Origin of the sequence: Thermotoga caldifontis AZM44c09 (assembly GCF_000828655.1) — a bacterium.
In the GTDB taxonomy this organism is placed as follows: domain Bacteria; phylum Thermotogota; class Thermotogae; order Thermotogales; family DSM-5069; genus Pseudothermotoga_A; species Pseudothermotoga_A caldifontis.
In genome coordinates this window covers 902,131-919,901 of sequence record NZ_AP014509.1, presented here as the reverse complement: position 1 = coordinate 919,901, position 17,771 = coordinate 902,131, and the positions used below count along the sequence as shown (strand labels likewise).

The window sequence follows — 17,771 nt, the reverse complement described above, 5'->3', positions numbered from 1 at the left end:
GAACTTTTCCCCCTTTCAAAAAACCCGCACCCAACACGGGTGCGGGAGGGAATCTTCATTTGCCCTGGGTCTCTTCCCAGAGTTGCTTGTAGTAAGGTATCAATTCCGCGACGAGCTTGGCCGCCGCTGCCTCGTCGTAATTCTCTATGACGAATCCCATCTCCTGCATCTTGGCTACGAATTCTGGATTGTTGTTGACCTGCCTGAAAGCTTCTTCAAGCATCCTTTTGACATCTTCAGAGGTTCCTGGAGGCACGGCGATTCCCCTGTACGCCTTCTCAACCAGATCGATTCCAAGTTCTCTGAACGTCGGCACATCTGGAAAGAGCGGGATTCTCTCTTCGGTGGCCACCGCGATGACTCTCATTTTATCTTTGTATTGCACTGCCATGGTCGTGTAGGTCATCAAACCATCAACGTGTCCTCCAAGGAGTGCCGGCACAGCCGTGCCGGAACCCGAGAACGGAACGTATGTGATGTTCAAACCCGTGAGTTTGGCGAGCCTCACGGTTGCAAAACTGTTTGCAGACGGTTGACCGCTCCCGCCCAGGGTAACGATACCTTTCTTCTTGGCGTACTCGACAAAATCCTGGAACGTTTTTATTGGACTGTCGGCACTGACAGCGAGTACACACGGAGTGGACTGGAAGAAATAGATGTTGTTTATCTGTTCGGTCTTGTACCCAACACCACCCTGTAACGGCTGAAGAATCGTATGAGGCAAGTTTGTGCCGTAGATCGTGTAACCATCAGGTTTGGCACGGCTGACGAGTTCGGTCCAGCCTACAGCTCCTCCACCGCCCTCTTTGTACGTTATGACGATCGGAACTCCCAGGATCTTCTCCAGATAAGGCTGTTGCAGACGCGCTGTTATGTCTGACTCTCCGCCGGGTGCGAAACAGATGACGTAGGTGATGGGTTTGCTCGGGAACTTCTCGGCAAAGAGAGAAACCACAGTGAGTAAAACAAGGAGTGCCACCAGCACACGGCCTTTCATACTCTTACCTCCCCACACAGATTTGGCACACCAAAATTATACCAGACGCCACGTGGCAAAATCAAAAATAAAAAAGCCCCATCTCTGGGGCTCAACCTTTCCATATTCAGCGTTCCTGATCCGGAAAATTCTGATTCGCTTTTTGAACGAACAGGAGATTCTATCTCCGCGCGACACTCCTCAATCACTCGGTGCTGGTACTCTTAATCCTTATTTTTTTATCTTTTCGACTCGAGAAGGAGCGCAACCAGAAAGACAACGCACCAGGCAAAGGCCAAGCTAAGACCCTACCGCCTGATGGGTCAAACCGTCTTCTGGAGCGCTCCACTTATTAGATACGGAGATAAGGCATTACAAAACGGTAACGGTTTGAAGTCGAACGGTGCACCGTCCGGTACAAAAGCCTCCCATCAGAAGCTTCGATAGCTCGTTTCAATCATTATGCAGCGCCCTATCGAATATTCCACACCGTTGTTTTTCACGAGATCCTCTATCTGCTTAGAACCAGCACCGGGTTGAAACCAGAGACGCTTGAACCCCATCCTTATCGCTTTCTCCGCGACCTGGATCCCGATCTCAGGGGGTACAACGAACACTATCAGATCGATGTCTTTCGGAAGCTCTTCAACGTCCCTGTAGCACTTTATGCCTTCTACCACCTCAGATCGCGGGTTGATTGGGTACACTTCAAAACCTTTCGACAGGAGATCTCGAACTATCTTGTTGCCGTATTTTCTTCTATCCTCGCTTGCTCCTACGATCGCTATCTTCTTCACGTTGCTTAATTCCAAATCTTCCACCCCCATCACGCGTGGATGGGCGTCTTGAGTCCGTACCGCTGCATCGCGTTTTCGAGTATGTGGAGCACGAGCTCTTCGTACGTGTAACCGGCTGTCTCGGCGATCCTGGGCAGATCGGAGAAGCCTCGCACCATGCCAGGAAGCGGGTTGATCTCGAGGAAGTAAGGATTCCCATCTTCTTGGGAAACTCTCAGATCTATCCTTGCAACGTCTTTTATGTCGAGACTCTTGCATATCTTGATGGCCATGTTCGTGAGCTTCCTTTCGAGGGCGGGATCTATCTTCGCCGGGCAGGTGTAGTCCACGTAGTAATCCGAATTCTTCTTGACTTTGTAGCTGTAAAACTCTTTTCCGTGCTTGAAGTGGATCTCCATGATGGGCAAAACTTTGTACTTGTTTCCTTCCTGAAGCACCCCGATGGTGAATTCCCTACCTCTTATGTACTCTTCGACGAGTACGGGTTCGTTGTACGTCTCAAACAGCCTTTCAAGTTCCCTCCTGTACTCAACCATATCGTGAACCAGTCCGGTATCGGAAATACCCTTCGAAGAACCTTCAGCGTTCAGTTTCAGAATGAGTGGAAACCTCATGTTCTTTCTCAACTTTTCATCGAGCGATCGTATCACCTGGAATCTGGGTGTGCGTATGTCTTTGCTGAGGAGCACCTGTTTTGTCAGCGCCTTGTCGAGGCACACGGCGAGCGTGGTGGCGTCCGAACCAGTGTAAGGTATTCCGTAGAAGCTGAGTATTGCTGGGACCTGGGCTTCTCTGGCTCTACCGAACGTACCTTCCGCAAAGTTGTAGACGATATCAACCTTTTCGGTCAGCAGCGTCGGAATGAACTTCTCAGGGATGGCCTCCATCAAAACGACCTCGTGTCCTCCACTCTCGATGGATTGCTTGATGTCCATCACGACTTCCATCGAGTCGTACTCTGCCTCCCAGTCCTCCACATCCGGCCTCACACCACGCTGAACGTTGTAGGCTAACCCAACTTTCGTACGAACCACCTCCGAATTTTTCTTCAACCACATTATCACCCTTTTCAACGTAAACGATTTTTCGTTCGGCGTATGATTCGTTTTCTTTTTTTCAACAAACAAGCAACAGCCACGATCAGGCCTGGTTGTTTCCGTACGGGAACGTGGCATCTCAAAAGAGCACCAGGTACTCCAAAGCTTCATGAGCATTTAACATATCTTCGTGTATAATGTCCAGCCGTGGGAGATGTGTGGTAAATTATGGTGGGAACACTCCCGTCTTGCCGTCAGGCAAGACCAAAAAGGCCGAGGGAGGAGGTAAGTGAATGCGGATCTACGAGACGATGTTCATCATCGATCCACGATTGAGCGAGCAGGAACGCGAAGAACTCGTCGAAAAGGTCAAAGGTGTCATCACAGAGCGCTTGAACGGGCAGATCAGAGACGTGAACAGATGGGGCTTGAGAAAACTCGCATACCCCATCGCGCACCAGACCGAAGGTGACTACACCGTTGTGATCTTCACGGCGGACCCTGCTAAGGTGAACTCGCTCGAAGAGTTTTACCGTGTCACGCCACAGATCATTCGCTGGCAGACCTTCAGAAGGGAAGATCTCGAGAAAAAAGAGAAAAAAGCCGCACAAGTCAGCGAAGTGGAGCAGAAGGAGTAATTCAAAGTGGCGTATTACAACAGAGTGATCCTGGTGGGTCGACTCGCAAGGGATCCAGAAGTACGCATGACGACCACGGGAGCTGCGGTCACCTCGTTCGTGCTCGCAGTCGATAGGCCCGTGAAGTCCGTAGACGGTCAGAAGACGGCAGATTTTATAAGAATAGTCGCGTTCAACAGGCTCGCCGACTTCGCCAGACTGTACCTCAAGAAAGGTCAACTCGTCTTAGTTGAAGGAGAACTGAGGATAAACAAATGGCAGTCCCGCGATGGAACCAACGTAACCACACCCGAGATCTGGGCGCGGGACATCAGGTTCATGGAAAAGAAGGCAGCGGTGGAAGAAAGCATCGAGGAGTTTGAGAAACCGGAAGAATTTGAGAAACCAGTGGATGAGCCGATTACAGATTTTGACGATATCATAGGTTCTGAAAGAGATTCCTACGGTCAAAATCCGGACGAACCACCGTTCTGAGGAGGTGTCTCTGTGGACCAGCAGAAGAGGAGAAGGAAGAAGAAAATCAAAAGGTGTAAATTGTGCGAGATGGGGATCGAGTACGTCGACTACAAAGACATCAGACTCCTAAGTGATTATCTGAACGAAAAGGCCAAGATCATACCAAAGCGCGTCACAGGAAACTGCGCGAAGCATCAGAGGATGATCAAAGTCGCCATAAAGCGCGCGAGGCACATGGCCCTGCTACCGTACATCAAAATGTGAACCATCGTATCGCTCTTTAAACCTGCGGAGGGACGAAAGTCCCTCCGTTTGTTCTCAGGAGGGGAAGAAGATGAAGAAGCTCGCAGTCGTGGCGATCGGTGGAAACGCGGTGAACAGGCCTGGAGAAAAACCCACAGCTGAGAACATGTTCAGTGCTGTCGAAGAGGCGATGGGGTACCTCGTTGACATGCTGGATGAGTACGACATCGTGATCACACACGGTAACGGGCCACAGGTAGGTAACATTCTGATCCAGCAGGAGATGGCGAAGGACATCATACCCCCCTTCCCCATCGATGTGAACGACGCGCAGACGCAGGGAAGCCTGGGTTACATGATCGTTCAATCGCTTCGAAACCAGCTTTCGAAAAGGAACCTGCGCAGAGAAGTCGCCGCACTCATCACTCAGATAATCGTCGACAAAAACGATGAGGCTTTCAAGAAGCCTTCAAAACCCGTCGGACCTTTTTACAGCGAGGAAGAAGCGAAGAAGCTCATGGCGGAGAAAGGCTGGATCATGAAAGAGGACGCTGGACGCGGCTGGAGAAGGGTTGTTCCGTCACCGAAACCGTTAGACATCGTCGAAAAAGAAGTGATAAAGCTGCTTTTGAAAAATGACGTGATAGTCGTTGCCGCTGGCGGTGGTGGAATACCCGTCATAAACGAAGATGGCAGATTGAAGGGCGTAGAGGCCGTGATAGATAAAGACAGGGCCAGCGCGCTTCTGGCGATAGAAATAGATGCCGACGAGTTGATAATCCTCACGGGCGTGGAAAAAGTCGCACTGAACTACGGTAAGCCGAACCAGGTCTACCTCGATCGACTCACGGTGGAAGAAGCCAACAGATATTTGAAGGAAGGTCACTTCCCATCGGGCAGCATGGGACCAAAGATAGAAGCAGCCATCGATTTCGTCACGACGACTGGGAAAACCTGTTTGATAACGGATATGAAGAAACTCAAAGAAGCGCTCTCAGGTCGAACGGGTACCAGGATTGTTCCCTGATCGAGGGTCTTCTCAAATGCGAATCTTTGTGGTATATTTATGAAGTAGCGGTGGGTGCGTAGCTCAGAGGGAGAGCGTCTGCCTTACGAGCAGAAGGTCGTAGGTTCGAGTCCTGCCGCACCCACCAAAGAAAGCGGCCAGGTAGCTCAGTTGGTAGAGCACTGGACTGAAAATCCAGGTGTCGGCGGTTCGATTCCGCCCCTGGCCACCAGGTACAACCCGGCGCACGCCGGGTTTTTTGTCGTGCCCCAACTTTGAACTGAACGTTCCATTGAGATTAAAAGCTGTTGCGTACGATCGTGCCGAAACGATGTGGTGTACGATCCTGATCTGAGAGAAACTTCGCCTGCTTCAGATGTTTCAGAGAACCAGCAGAACACTCAGCTTGTGAGCAGCTATTCGTAGCGTCGTACTTTCGTATTATAATACTTTTACGTTCAGTCGACGCGGTGAGATGCCATGGGCAGATTCGTTCGGTTCATTCTGATCTCAGCGCTCGTGTCCTTGACGGTGCTGGTGGGTGTTTATAACATCAACAAGATTCAGTTTCGATGGTACGTAGAAAACGTAAAGAAACTGTACGCAAGGTACGCTGAGCGCTACGCCGAATCCATCAGTGTGGGGTATTTTCAATGGACCACAATGTACGAACTTCTGAAAGAAAACAGATTGGACGAAGCACGGATCTGGCTTGAAGATTTGAAGAAACATTTCGATTTTGTGGAAGAAGCAACAGTGCTCGATCTCAGCGTGGATGAGCTCGACCTGTTCAAAATCAGTTCGCACGGTGAAAAATTGCTGATAGATTTCAAGGTCTTCAACGACGACCTGAGCGAATTCGTGAAGGACAGGGCTGTACGGGTTGTTGTCAATGCTCAGGACTTTCTCGAAGACATGGGTGAAGCACAGCTGTACATTTCGCCCGAAGGAGAAGAATTCGTTTTCGGTCTCAAATACAGAAGCAACTGCTCCGCCTTGAACCTCAGAGCTTTCATTCTCTCCGCCACAGCTGGTGTTGCTACTTTCCTGCTGTTGTGGATGATCACGCTCTGGCAAAGGTTGGAACATGAGTCAAGACTTAGAAAGTTCAGTGAAGCGATGCTGGAGATAACCGAGTCTTTCTTGAAAGGTGAGAAGGCAGACAGACTGTACCAGCTGATCCTTCAAAAGGCCATCGAGGTTGTACCCAACGCCCAGGCCGGTTCGGTCGAGGTCAAACGGAACGGAAAGTGGATCTACGTAGCGGCTGTAGGGTACGACCTTGAAGGGCTCAAACAGATCGAATTCGCCGATCAAGCGGACTGGTTTGAAAAACCAATAAAGAATTCCAGAGATGTGAATGAACTCAACAAAAGAAAGCTGGACGCTCAGACCTTTCAAAAGCTCAAGGAGTACGGGAGGATCGAGGAGATAAAATGCAGTTTGACGGTACCGGTGATCGTCGAAGGTGAGACCATCATGGCCTTCAACCTCGAGAACTTCGAGAGGGAAGATGCCTTCGACGAAAAAAGTCTGGAACTCGCCCGGCTCTTCGCCAACTATCTCGCCATGGTGTTCGCCAGGATGAAGCAGGAAGAAAGGTTACTCGAGCAGCAAAAGGTTCTGGAACACCTTTCGAGCCGAGATCCTTTAACGAATCTTTTGAACAGAAGAGCCTTTGAAGAGTACGGCGAAAAGATGCTCTCGCTGGCGAAGAGGGAGAGCAAGAGCATAGCACTGCTGTTCATGGATTTGAACCATTTCAAAAATATCAACGACGAACACGGACACGGACTGGGAGATCGCGCACTCACGTTGATCGGTTCGAGGTTGAGTCAAGTTCTCAGGCAGAGCGATCTTCTGGCGAGGTTCGGCGGAGACGAATTCGTCGCGCTGATCTACGACTGCGACAAAGAAAGAGCCCTCACGATAGCGGAAAGGATCGTTCAAACGGTGGAGGAGCCGATCCGTGTAGAAGATATGAAAGTCAATGTGGGCGTCAGTGTAGGAATTGCCCTCTATCCGACAGACGCTCAGGAGCTCGATCAGTTGATCAGGCTGGCGAACGTGGCGATGTATTTTGCCAAGAAGAGATCTCTGAAAATCGTCTTCTTTTCAGACGTTGCAGCGTTTGGTGGCAGATGAGATAGTGAAAAACCTGAGTTTTTCTCGAGAACCGAGTACAGGCTCTCACTTCTTTGCGAAGTATAGAAGCTCTGCTTCTATGAACGGATCGAGCTCCCCATCGAGCACGGCGTCGGCGTTCCCAACCTCAACTTCCGTTCTGTGGTCTTTCACCATCTTGTACGGGTGCAACACGTAAGACCTTATCTGGTTTCCCCAGGCGATGTCTTTGAGTTCTCCCTGGATCTCCTCGAGCTGTTCTCTCCTCTTTGCCAGCTCCAGTTGATACAGCCTTGCCTTGAGCATTTTCAGAGCGGTGGCTTTGTTCTGATGCTGCGACCTTTCACTCTGACAGCTCACGACGATACCCGTTGGAATGTGTGTTATTCTGACCGCAGAATCGGTTTTGTTCACGTACTGACCACCGTGTCCGGATGCCCTGAAAGTCTCTATCTTCAAATCTTCCGGTCTTATTTCGATCTCTATGTCATCCTCTATTTCAGGGATGACGTTCACCGAGGCGAAGGACGTATGGCGCCTGTGCGACGCATCGAAAGGAGATATCCTCACGAGCCTGTGGACACCCCGCTCGTATTTCAGCAAGCCGTAAGCGTACTCGCCTTTGATCAGGATCGTCGCACTCTTCACTCCGGCCTCTTCGCCCGGCTGAAAATCGAGCAGTTCTACATCGAAGCCCTTTTTCTCAGCCCACCTCATGTACATCCTCAGCAGCATCTGGGCCCAGTCGTGCGATTCCGTACCACCGGCGCCGGGATGTACGGAAAGATAGGCGTTGTTGATATCCAGCGGATCGTTCAGAACGAGTTCGAGTTCAAGACGTTTTATATCCTTTTGCAGCTCAGAGACGATCTGCTCAACGTGCTGTGCTATCTCACTGTCCTCTTCGGCGAGTTCAATACCGACCTCGATGTCTTCAAAGGCTTTCCTGATCTTTTCAAAGTCCAAGAGGAGGTCCTTGATGTGGCGCATCTTTTTAGATATTTCCGCGGCCTTTTTGGGATCTTTCCAGACATCGTTGTTTGAAAGTTCCCGCTCGAGTTCCTCGAGCTCTTCCTTCAACCTTTCGGGTTCCACGATCTTCGAAAGTCCTTCGAACTTGTCTCTCAACTCGTCTATCTTGACCTTCGTTTCGTACGCGATCATGCTCTCACCTCTTTATTTTGAACCTCTTTTTTGCCTTTTCGTCCCTTTGCAATTTTCTTCGCTCGGCTCTGTTGACGATGTTGAACTCTTCATGAACGAGCCTGAGGTTGGCCAGATCTCTTTTTGCTTCACGCTGAGCCTTTTCTTCGTCCACCTTCACCACTCTGAACATGAGACTGATCACCGTGTCGGTCACGCGCGCCATCATCTCATCGAACATGGCGTAGGTTTCTTTCTTGAACTCGATGATGGGATCTCTCTGACCGTATGCCCTCAGATTGACCGCTTCTTTGACTCGTTCGACTTCTTCCAGATACTGTCGCCAGTTGTCGTCGACCACACGTAAGACCAAAAATCTGAGGAATCTATCGTACTCCTCGCCTATCTCCTGTTTTTTGGTTGAGTACGCCTTCCTGAGCTGCTCGAGCAGGTACTGCTTCAACTGGCTGGCCGTATCGAAATTGATTCCGTCAAGGTTGATTATACCCTTGGGCAGAACCAGCAGCGAATTTTTCAATCCCTCGAGGTCCCACTCTTTCCCGTTGCAGAAACTCTCGATCCTTCTTTCAACGAAATCTTCAATAAATCTGTAGATGTGTTCTTCCATGCTTTTTCCTTCTAAGATCCAGTCCCTCAAGGAGTAAACGTGATTTCTCTGCGCGTCGAGTACCGTGTCCATCTCCATGAGGTGTTTTCTTATGGAGAAGTTGATCCCCTCGACTTTCTTCTGGACCATCTCGACGAGCCGTGTGAGCAACGGGTGCTCTATCGGTTCACCTGGCTTTATCTTGAGCACGTTCATGACCTTTTCGAGCTGTTCAGCTCCAAAGATCCTAAGAAGATCGTCTTCGAGAGACAGATAGAACCTCGACTCACCCGGATCACCCTGCCGGCCGGAACGGCCCCTCAACTGGTTATCGATGCGCCGGCTCTCGTGCCTCTCCGTACCGATGACGTAGAGGCCGCCGAGTTCGGCAACGCCTTCACCCAGCTTTATGTCTGTACCGCGGCCGGCCATGTTCGTGGCGATAGTGACAGCACCCCTTTCCCCTGCTTTCGCTATGATCTCGGCCTCTTTTTCGTGGTATTTTGCGTTGAGTACCTGGTGCGGTATGCCAAGTTTCTTCAACATGCTGCTGAGCAGTTCGCTCTTTTCTATGGAAGTCGTTCCGACGAGGACAGGCTGGCCCTTCTTGTGACGCTCGACGATGTCGTTGATTATCGCCGCGTACTTCTCGGCCTGAGTTCTGTAGATCACGTCATCGTGATCGACCCTTATCATCGGTTTGTGGGTTGGGATCACCACAACCTCCATACCGTAGATCTGCTTGAACTCTTCTTCTTCCGTCTTCGCCGTTCCGGTCATCCCTGCGAGCTTTTCGTACATCCTGAAATAGTTCTGGAAGGTTATCGTCGCGTAGGTGATCGATTCTTCTTTTATGGGCACTCCTTCCTTTGCCTCTATCGCCTGGTGCAGGCCCCCGCTGTAACGCCTTCCGAACAGGAGCCTACCCGTGAACTCATCCACGATGATGACTTCGCCGTTCATCACCACGTAATCGACGTCCCTCTTGTAAAGGTGCAGCGCCTTCAGGGCGTTCAAAAGGTGGTAGAGCTGGTTCGCGTTCGCCGGGTTGTACAGATTCTCCACACCTATGAGCTTTTCAGCTTTCTCTATGCCCTTTTCAGTCAGAACCACTGTTCTGATCTTTTCATCGACTGTGAAGTCCACGTCTTTGATGAATTTCTTCGCTATGGAGGCGAACTGTTTGTAAACGGAAGCCCCAGTCTTCGATGGTCCAGATATGATGAGTGGCGTTCGCGCCTCGTCGATGAGTATGCTGTCCACTTCATCGACGATGGCGTAGTGATGACCCCTCTGCACCTTATCGTTCAGATCGTACACGAGATTGTCTCTAAGATAGTCAAAACCGAATTCGTTGTTCGTGCCATAGGTGATGTCACACTCATAAGCCTGTTTCCTCGAGATCTCTACGAGCTGAACCTCGAACGCCTGAACAGCACGAGGATCTTTCATCGAGTCTTTCAGAAATTCGCCATCGAAGTTTTCGGGCCAAACGGAGAGATTTTCCTCGATCGCGGCTTCAAAAAGCTGCTGGTTCTTCCAGACCACCTCGTAAGATTTCCCGAGCTGGTTTATCACTCCCACACGCAGTCCAAGGAACAAGTAAAGTGGTCCCATCCAGAGCGCGTCACGTCGCGCGAGGTAATCGTTCACAGTGACGAGATGTACGTTCTTTCCACTCAGGGAGTTGAAGTACAGAGGCATCGTGGCGACGAGCGTTTTACCTTCGCCAGTTTTCATCTCGGCCACTTTACCTTCGTGGAGCACGAAGGCACCCATCAACTGCTCGTCGAATGGATACATTCCGAGCACACGTTTTGCGATGACCCTCGCCAGAGCAAAAGCGTCGTAGATCAAAGACTCGTCGTAACCGTTCGCTTTCAGTTCGAGTGCGAGCTTTCTCAGCTCCGAGTTCGTTGCCCTGTGCAGTGGCTGCTCCTTCTGCCTGACCTTTTCAACCATCTTTCTATAGCGCTTCAAAAGCATCTTGTTCCTGTCAATGAATGGAAACATCTCTCACATGACCTCCATTCTGTAAACCAGAGCTTGACCTTCGAATTGCTGGGTTAGAAAGAACCTACCGGTTGCGTTGATGCCGAGCATTTGCTTCAGTAATGAACCAAGATCGATGAACAATCTCAATATGTCACGATTGGCATAGTTGCGGGAGATGTATTGATAAGCAACGTCGTCCCTGAGCTTTTTCCTGCTGGCCAATCGATCGTATTCCTCCTTCGTCAGGTTCGTCATGATCAGTCGCCTGTCTGACTGGAAAAAGCTGACGAAGCCGTTGAGTATCGGCAATCTGATTTCGTTTCCGAAGGATCTCGCACCGTACCTGGTGAGAAACGACATATCGAGATCTTTCGACAGCTCGAAAATCACGACCAAACGGATCGATTCACCGAACAGATCACCTGTAACGTAGACGCGACCCGTGCTCACCCTGAGTATCTGCGAAACGATGTCGTAAATCTTCTTCACTTCATCTTGGGCACCCTGAAACCACTGCGAAAGAGATTCCGCAAGATCCATCGGACCGGCCGCAGTGGCAGAAAAGACGAAATTTCCAACGAAAGGCATGCCCAGCATCGGCGTAGCAGAGGAGACGTACTTTTCCATATTCGAATTTGAACGCAACTGTTGGCGCACTTCTATCTTCAATGACTCGCCGCTGGGAACGCCTAAAATCGTTACGTAATCGGTCTCAGGGTTGTTCGTCGAAACGAACGGCCCTTTGATTTTCAACGTATCCTTCTTGAAGAAGCCGTACAGCCAGGCCGACTGGTTCAGCAGCTCTTTCACTGCCGCCTCTTCGTTCTTCAGTTGCAAACCTTCCACATCGTAGGCATCTACAGCCTTCAAGAGGGCAGTCCTGCTCCCGGATATCACAAGATAGCCTTCGTGTGCGGCGGCGAAGATCGCGACGTCCGTGTCATGAAGGATCCACACTCCTTCGCTCCGGGTCATCTTCAAATCCATCAGCTTCGCCATGAGTCGAAGCAACTGTTCCGGCTTCGAGGTTTTCAAAACCACTATGGAATTACTGCCTATGTTGCGAAGGACCTGAAAATAGTAGTTCAAATCGAGCGAGAAGAACTGATCCAGCGAGAACTCCGTACCCTTAGAGGCGAAAAGTATATCGTTTTCAAGCGCTTCGTACACGGAGTTCACCGGAATGCCAAGGCTGTTGCACGTGTTTTCGAGCAGGGAAACGAAGAGACTCTCGAGGGCGACCCTATCGTCCTTCAGTATGAAACGAAACAGAGGAACACTGCTCAGCCTGCTGTAGTAAAGCGAATTTCCCTTGAGCAACACGAAGAAATCGTAGTCTTTCGGTACGAAACTGGTCACATCGGCGAAGATGATCGTGCACAGAAAGATCAAGAACAACAGATGCAACTTTCTCATGCTTTACCCCTGCCCCGCGATTTGTCCCAGGCTTTCTCCACAATCTTTGAGACTGTTTCGATACTGAATTCGTTCTCACTGTACCCCTTCAAGTGAAGGAAGTACTCTATCTGCCCTTTTCCTCCCCGCACTTCGCAGTCGATCAGGCCAGCAGGATACAGGCCGTTCTGCTCGGCACAGCGAATCACGTTCGTCAATGCCTGAACGTGGGTTGATTCGGTCTGCTTCACGTTCCTGCCAACCTCGAACTGTGGCTTAACGAGTACTACAGCTTCACCGTCCGGTTTGAGGATCCTGTCGATGGCTGGCAGTATGAGCCTGATCGAGATGAAAGAAACATCGCACAGAACGATATCGACCTTCTCTCCGAGGACTTCCTCCGTCAAATAACGCGCGTTGAACCTCTCTATAACGACGACTCGTGGGTCTTTTCTCAAAGACTCGTGCAACTGGTTTTCTCCAACGTCCACGGCGTAAACTTTAGCCGCACCTTTCATCAGAGCAAAATGCGTGAAGCCGCCCGTCGAGGCTCCGATGTCACAGACCGTCTTGTTTGAGAAATCCAGGTTGAAAGCCTTCCACGCGCTCTCAAGTTTTTCGCCACCCCTGCCCACGAAGAACCGTTCTTGAAGGATGAAAACTTCGGCGCTTTCATCAAAGAACTTGCCCGGTTTCGTGCACAGCGAACCGTTGACAAGAACCCTGCCGAGCCTGATCAGATCGGCTGCCTGCGAACGACTCCTTGCAAGACCCTTTTTCAGTAACAGTGCGTCCAGCCTCAACGCTTTTCTACCACCCAACATCCAGTTTCACCGATGAGCACTGTGCCCCAGTCGAACAGGCGAACGCTCTTGATGCCATTGAACTCGAAAGTTTGGTCGGTGTAGACCGTAGCAGTGGAACCTCTGAGCAGCACGCTCACGCCTTGTCCCCTGACGAACACGCCATCGGTTTCTGTCAAAGCAATTATACCCCTTGAAGAAGCACCGAAATCTTTGCAGCTTCTCTCCTCTACCAACTCTCCTCGCTCGCTTAGTCTCAAAAGTTTTTCTCCCGAACCAACGTAGATCTCATTGCCTTGGACCGCTATACCCCACGCACCTGGAATCAGTCTTTCCCAGAGTGTGCGGCGCGTTTTCAGGTCGATGGCTCTGACGTAGCCCGCTATGTCGAGCACGTACAATCTCTGCTCGCTTCGGGCCCATTCGATGATTGGACCACTCACGCGCAGGAACCACGAGAAATCCTGCGGGCATATCATTCCACACGAGAGCACGAGCATGTTCTCGAAACGTCCCAGGACCGTCGTGACGAAACTGGAACCTTCTGCCCTGACGTTGACACGCCAGGGAACCGGAGAGTCGTCCACGACATCGAAGGGTTCTTTGGAAACGACCTTCCTCCCGTCTGGAAAGAGCAGCGTTCCACCTCTGTAAACGACGTAACCGTCCGGAGTTTTGAAAACCATCTGGGCCCCCTCAAAGAACGCGGTGTTCGAGAGAGAGACGTCTTCGTCCACGTACACGATCTTGCCGTAGAGATTGTAAAAACCTTCTGGAACGAGTCTCTCTTCACCGTTTACAGTGATCGACACGATCTTTTCAGGAATTTCAATCTTCACGGGAACAGTCTGGTTTTCTCGCCTTTCAACGATGATTCGACCGACCCACAGGACTGAATAACCCGCCTCCGGTCGTTCGGGCACGTACGGGGAGAACAGCTCCTTCAACTTTTCACACAGATTCTTCTCGAGTTCTTCTTCTTTCCAGAGCGAGTCGGAGTTGTCCCATTCCACGTCTCTGTACATCAACCTGATGTAACAAAGATCGAGTTGTTTTCTCAGTCTCACGTAGAGAAGATCACCGGTGCCCGCAAGGACACCCGCTTCGTTCAAACACTTTTTAACGACTCGTTCCATCTCGCTGGGTCCGTCGTACAACAGGCTAACGGTTGGAAGACTCATCCATTTTTCCACCAAAAGTATGTCCTCGGTCGCGGGAGGCGTCTCACCAATGTAATAGAGAACGCCTTTTTCCTGCACGACGTAGAGTTGAGTACCGAACACGTCGATTTTGTCAACTTCGAACGCGATCAGAATTCCACAGAGTAGAAGTACAAGCCATGTGCAGGCGCGGTAGCAGGTGCGAGCGATCTGTCCTTCGCTTCGAGGATTTCTTCCAGTTTCTCCGGTTCCCATTGTCCCGTCCCCACCTTCACGAGAGCACCTACGATGTTCCTAACCATCCTGCGTGCGAAGGAACGACCCTCGACACGGATCAAAATGAGCTTGTTCCTCAAGCGAAGTATTCTGATCCTGTATATGGTCCTCACGGTACTCTCGTTGTCTTCTGCTTTCACAAAACTTTTGAAATCATGTTCCCCTTCGAGATACCTCGCAGCCTCGCGCATCTTTTTTACATCCAGTTTGTACGGAAACCACCAGGCGTAATTCCTTATGAACAGGTTTGGTTCGGTCGCGTTGTAAATGAAGTAATGATATATCCGTCTTTTCGCTTCGAAACGTGGATGGAAATCCTTATCGACCTCGATCACTTTCCTCACGTAGACGTCGTTTGGCAGGTTCGCGTTCAGCGCGTTTTTCATACTCGTCTCATCTATGTCGATCGGGCTGTCGAAGACCACCACCTGACCTGTCGCGTGTACCCCCGTGTCGGTCCTTCCAGAAACTAAGACCGTGGTTCTAATTTTGAAGATCCTTTCCAGGGCAGCCTCGATCACGCCCTGAACCGTTCTGACGTTGGGTTGTGTTTGAAAGCCGAAGAAGTTCGTGCCATCGTAAGACACCACCGCCATGAACCTCTTCAAGACCGACACCACCTCCAGAATCAAAATCACGGAGAGGGACTGTAAGCCGGATTCTGTCGAGGGTGGCCATCTATCTGGGGAGAGCGTTTCCACCCTCCTCGAGCGGCCTACCCGGGGTTATGGGCGGGCCACCCACCCCTGTTCGGCCTTGCTCCAGGTGGGGGTTACCGAGCTGCTGGGTCACCCCAGCACTGGTGAGCTCTTACCTCACCTTTTCACCCTTGCCCTTTTCGGGCGGTTTGAAGTTTCTGTGGCCCTTTCCGAGGATCGCTCCTCCTGGGTATTACCCAGCACCCTGCCCTGTGGAGTCCGGACTTTCCTCGGGTGTTGAACCCGCGGCCACCCGTCCCTCTCCGTGTCTTCAGGCGTTGAATTTATCACTCACCTTCAGTAACCTGCCGTTGAGAGCTTCAAGGAACGTCATTTTCTTTTTTCCGGGAAACTGGATGTGCGAAACGACAACAAAACCTGAAGAAGCCGCTATGTGGGCTCCGTTTTTGTCTATGCGGACGATCTTTCCCGCTTCTTCTGAGCCAGGCTCGAGCGCCTTGGCCCCAAAGATCTTAACACAACAACCGTTCAAAAACGCCCTCGCGCCAGGCTTCGAGTCGTAAGCCCTTATTTTGTCCTTAACCTTGCTGGCAGGCTGGGTAAAATCCACAAACAGATCTTTTTCTTCGATCTTCGGTGCATAACTCGCCAGCGACTCGTCCTGCGGTGCGAGCGGATACGAGAAAGGATCTTGTAGAAATTCGACCAGCATTCTGCACCCAAGGTTCAACAGTTTCGCTTCCACCTCGTCGAACGTTTCGAACTCCCCTATCTCCACACGTTCCTGCATGGCGATGGGACCTGCATCGAGTTGCTCGGTCAATTTGAAGATCGTCACACCTGTGATTTTCTCCCCATTTTCTATGGCACGCTGTATGGGAGCGGCGCCTCTGTATCTGGGTAAGAGTGATGGATGAACGTTGTAGAACGGCAACACGTCGAGGTATTTCTTCGAAATCAGCTTCCCGTAAGCCACAACGATGCAAACATCGATCTTCAGAGTGTCGAACGGAACCTGTTTGAGCTGTTCGTAAACGGGTATGTTTGCCGAACGTGCGAGCACTTTCACGGGACTCGGAGCCGGTTTCAAACCCCGACCACACGGCTTATCAGGCTGTGTCACGACAGCCACAACTTCCAAACCGTTTTTCAGCAGAGCTTCGAGATGCTTCGCGGCGAAATGTGGTGTTCCAAGAAAGAGAATTCTCACCGAACTCACCTTTGATGAACCAAACGTTTGACGATCTCGAGCAACTTTCCACGGATCGCCGCCCTTCTTTCGGGTGGTATGAGATCGATGAACAGTATTCCGTCGAGATGGTCATATTCGTGCTGAACGATCCGAGCGCTGTAATCGGTGAACTTTTCCTCGTGCTCGATGCCGTTCTCATCCTTGTATTTGACGATCACTTCCTTGCTGCGTTCCACGTTCTCGAAAATTTCAGGAACGCTCAAGCAACCTTCCTCACCGACTATCTTCTCTTCGCTTCTGTAGACGATCTGCGGATTTATCATGGTTCTCGGTTTTCCATCGTCCATCACTATGATCCTGAGAGACACCCCAACCTGTGGGGCAGCCAGACCAACCCCGTCTTCCGCGTACATGACTTCGAACATGTCCTTGATGAGACTCAGAACGTACTCATCTATCTGAGAAACTTCCTTAGCCTTCTTTCTGAGCACCGGATCCCCCAGCAACCTTATCCTTCTCACGCTCATTTACCTCCTTCAACCTTTCGAGCAAACGCTCGTGCGTCATGAAGACCGTGATGGGGGTAACGGCGACGTAACCATCCCTCACGATGACGTAGTCACAATCGGGTCTCTCATCGTCTTCTATGACATCACCGTACATCCAGTAGTACGTGTTGCCCATTGGGTCCACACGCGCTTCGAACCTGTCCGCGTACCTCCTCGCACTCTGTCTGGCCACTTTCCATCCCTTTATCTCTCCCGCGGGGAAGTTCAAATTTAACGCGGTGAACCTCTCGAGCAACGAAAAATCGAATTCCTCAATGAATTCCATGGTGAACTCCGCAGCCCTTTTGTAATCGAAATCTTCGTTTGCCGGTGCGGACAAAGCGAGTGAGGCTATCCCGAGCAGTGCCCCTTCTATCGCACCGGATACGGTCCCAGAATAGACGATGTCCGTTCCGAGATTGTAGCCGACGTTTATGCCACTGACAACGAGGTCTATGTTCCTCTCACCTATCACTTCCACCCCGAGCTTGACGCAGTCCGCAGGGGTACCCGTCGTCGCGTACACCGGTATGTGTTCGAAGACCTTCACGCGCTTCACCCAGATCGGCATCCTCACCGTTATGGCGTGGCCCGTGGCACTCTGTTCAGACTCCGGCGCCACGACGAGGACCTCGTGTTTTTTAGAGAGAACCTCCGCGAGCGTCAGAAGACCGACGGACGTCACACCATCGTCGTTGGTGAGCAGGATGCGCAAA

At 51.0% G+C, this 17,771-nt stretch carries 17 protein-coding genes, 2 tRNA genes and 1 other RNA gene; 7 read left to right on the top strand and 13 right to left on the bottom strand.

From position 1 onward, the window contains the following. Positions 1-55: 55 nt before the first annotated feature. The 3 genes from TSP01S_RS04600 to TSP01S_RS04590 all read right to left on the bottom strand — a co-directional run bounded on the left by TSP01S_RS04600 (position 56) and on the right by TSP01S_RS04590 (position 2,825). Entirely contained in the window at positions 56-997 is a 942-nt protein-coding gene (locus TSP01S_RS04600) for a tripartite tricarboxylate transporter substrate binding protein (RefSeq protein ID WP_041076878.1), read from the bottom strand. 410 nt (positions 998-1,407) lie between these two features. Continuing rightward, positions 1,408-1,788 (bottom strand): CoA-binding protein, encoded by a 381-nt coding sequence (locus TSP01S_RS04595; protein WP_231848608.1) that lies wholly within the window; start codon positions 1,786-1,788, stop codon positions 1,408-1,410. A 14-nt stretch (positions 1,789-1,802) separates the two neighbouring features. Next, positions 1,803-2,825: a D-alanine--D-alanine ligase family protein gene (locus TSP01S_RS04590; RefSeq protein ID WP_041078444.1), complete on the bottom strand. Its 1,023-nt coding sequence runs from the start codon at positions 2,823-2,825 to the stop codon at positions 1,803-1,805. A gap of 278 nt (positions 2,826-3,103) precedes the next feature. Here TSP01S_RS04590 and rpsF point away from each other — a divergent pair, with 278 nt between their 5' ends. The 7 genes from rpsF (at position 3,104) to TSP01S_RS04555 (ending at position 7,298) form a co-directional block, all read left to right on the top strand. After that, positions 3,104-3,448 carry a 30S ribosomal protein S6 gene (gene rpsF / locus TSP01S_RS04585; RefSeq protein WP_041076874.1) on the top strand — a complete coding sequence of 115 codons (345 nt, stop codon included), beginning with the start codon at positions 3,104-3,106 and terminating at the stop codon, positions 3,446-3,448. Positions 3,449-3,454: 6 nt separating this feature from the next. Continuing rightward, on the top strand, positions 3,455-3,922 hold the full coding sequence (locus tag TSP01S_RS04580; protein ID WP_041076872.1) for a single-stranded DNA-binding protein: 468 nt from the start codon (positions 3,455-3,457) through the stop codon (positions 3,920-3,922). Between the two features lie 12 nt (positions 3,923-3,934). Then, on the top strand, positions 3,935-4,168 hold the full coding sequence (gene rpsR / locus TSP01S_RS04575) for a 30S ribosomal protein S18 (RefSeq protein WP_041076870.1): 234 nt from the start codon (positions 3,935-3,937) through the stop codon (positions 4,166-4,168). Between the two features lie 70 nt (positions 4,169-4,238). Further along, the gene (arcC, locus tag TSP01S_RS04570; protein ID WP_041076869.1) at positions 4,239-5,174 is read left to right on the top strand and encodes a carbamate kinase; all 936 of its coding nucleotides are present in this window, start codon (positions 4,239-4,241) and stop codon (positions 5,172-5,174) included. 52 nt (positions 5,175-5,226) lie between these two features. Continuing rightward, a tRNA-Val gene (locus TSP01S_RS04565) sits at positions 5,227-5,301 on the top strand. Between the two features lie 8 nt (positions 5,302-5,309). Then, positions 5,310-5,385 (top strand) — tRNA-Phe (locus TSP01S_RS04560). 248 nt (positions 5,386-5,633) lie between these two features. After that, complete coding sequence (locus TSP01S_RS04555) at positions 5,634-7,298, top strand: sensor domain-containing diguanylate cyclase (RefSeq protein ID WP_041076867.1); 1,665 nt, start codon at positions 5,634-5,636, stop codon at positions 7,296-7,298. A 45-nt stretch (positions 7,299-7,343) separates the two neighbouring features. On the opposite strand, the gene prfB is transcribed toward TSP01S_RS04555, so the two are convergent. From prfB to surE, 10 genes are all read right to left on the bottom strand, one after another. Continuing rightward, positions 7,344-8,441 carry a peptide chain release factor 2 gene (gene prfB / locus TSP01S_RS04550; RefSeq protein WP_041076865.1) on the bottom strand — a complete coding sequence of 366 codons (1,098 nt, stop codon included), beginning with the start codon at positions 8,439-8,441 and terminating at the stop codon, positions 7,344-7,346. Positions 8,442-8,445: 4 nt separating this feature from the next. Continuing rightward, positions 8,446-11,040, bottom strand: a complete 2,595-nt coding sequence (gene secA / locus TSP01S_RS04545; protein ID WP_041076863.1) for a preprotein translocase subunit SecA — start codon at positions 11,038-11,040, stop codon at positions 8,446-8,448. Between the two features lie 3 nt (positions 11,041-11,043). Beyond that, positions 11,044-12,438 (bottom strand): hypothetical protein, encoded by a 1,395-nt coding sequence (locus tag TSP01S_RS04540; protein WP_041076861.1) that lies wholly within the window; start codon positions 12,436-12,438, stop codon positions 11,044-11,046. Then, positions 12,435-13,241 carry a TlyA family RNA methyltransferase gene (locus TSP01S_RS04535; protein ID WP_041076859.1) on the bottom strand — a complete coding sequence of 269 codons (807 nt, stop codon included), beginning with the start codon at positions 13,239-13,241 and terminating at the stop codon, positions 12,435-12,437. The genes TSP01S_RS04540 and TSP01S_RS04535 overlap by 4 nt, the downstream gene beginning before the upstream one ends. Next, positions 13,217-14,635 (bottom strand): hypothetical protein, encoded by a 1,419-nt coding sequence (locus tag TSP01S_RS04530; RefSeq protein WP_144380630.1) that lies wholly within the window; start codon positions 14,633-14,635, stop codon positions 13,217-13,219. The genes TSP01S_RS04535 and TSP01S_RS04530 overlap by 25 nt, the downstream gene beginning before the upstream one ends. Continuing rightward, the gene (gene truA / locus TSP01S_RS04525; protein WP_041076855.1) at positions 14,530-15,264 is read right to left on the bottom strand and encodes a tRNA pseudouridine(38-40) synthase TruA; all 735 of its coding nucleotides are present in this window, start codon (positions 15,262-15,264) and stop codon (positions 14,530-14,532) included. Before truA ends, TSP01S_RS04530 begins: the two co-directional genes overlap by 106 nt. Positions 15,265-15,290: 26 nt before the next feature. Beyond that, positions 15,291-15,619: RNase P RNA component class A (gene rnpB, locus TSP01S_RS10125), an RNA gene on the bottom strand. A gap of 6 nt (positions 15,620-15,625) precedes the next feature. Then, positions 15,626-16,525 carry a methionyl-tRNA formyltransferase gene (gene fmt / locus TSP01S_RS04520; protein ID WP_041076853.1) on the bottom strand — a complete coding sequence of 300 codons (900 nt, stop codon included), beginning with the start codon at positions 16,523-16,525 and terminating at the stop codon, positions 15,626-15,628. A gap of 5 nt (positions 16,526-16,530) precedes the next feature. Beyond that, on the bottom strand, positions 16,531-17,028 hold the full coding sequence (gene def / locus TSP01S_RS04515) for a peptide deformylase (protein WP_197538911.1): 498 nt from the start codon (positions 17,026-17,028) through the stop codon (positions 16,531-16,533). Next, a complete protein-coding gene (gene surE / locus TSP01S_RS04510; protein ID WP_041076849.1) occupies positions 16,979-17,770 on the bottom strand; it encodes a 5'/3'-nucleotidase SurE in 792 nt (263 codons plus the stop codon). Before surE ends, def begins: the two co-directional genes overlap by 50 nt. Position 17,771: the final 1 nt, after the last annotated feature.

Coding starts and splice junctions, on each gene's coding strand:
- TSP01S_RS04555 (WP_041076867.1), top strand. CDS start 5,634: ATGGGCAGATTCGTTCGGTTCATTCTGATCTCAGCGCTCGTGTCCTTG.
- arcC (WP_041076869.1), top strand. CDS start 4,239: ATGAAGAAGCTCGCAGTCGTGGCGATCGGTGGAAACGCGGTGAACAGG.
- TSP01S_RS04530 (WP_144380630.1), bottom strand. CDS start 14,635: ATGGGAACCGGAGAAACTGGAAGAAATCCTCGAAGCGAAGGACAGATC.
- TSP01S_RS04535 (WP_041076859.1), bottom strand. CDS start 13,241: ATGTTGGGTGGTAGAAAAGCGTTGAGGCTGGACGCACTGTTACTGAAA.
- TSP01S_RS04540 (WP_041076861.1), bottom strand. CDS start 12,438: ATGAGAAAGTTGCATCTGTTGTTCTTGATCTTTCTGTGCACGATCATC.
- rpsF (WP_041076874.1), top strand. CDS start 3,104: ATGCGGATCTACGAGACGATGTTCATCATCGATCCACGATTGAGCGAG.
- prfB (WP_041076865.1), bottom strand. CDS start 8,441: ATGATCGCGTACGAAACGAAGGTCAAGATAGACGAGTTGAGAGACAAG.
- secA (WP_041076863.1), bottom strand. CDS start 11,040: ATGTTTCCATTCATTGACAGGAACAAGATGCTTTTGAAGCGCTATAGA.
- TSP01S_RS04600 (WP_041076878.1), bottom strand. CDS start 997: ATGAAAGGCCGTGTGCTGGTGGCACTCCTTGTTTTACTCACTGTGGTT.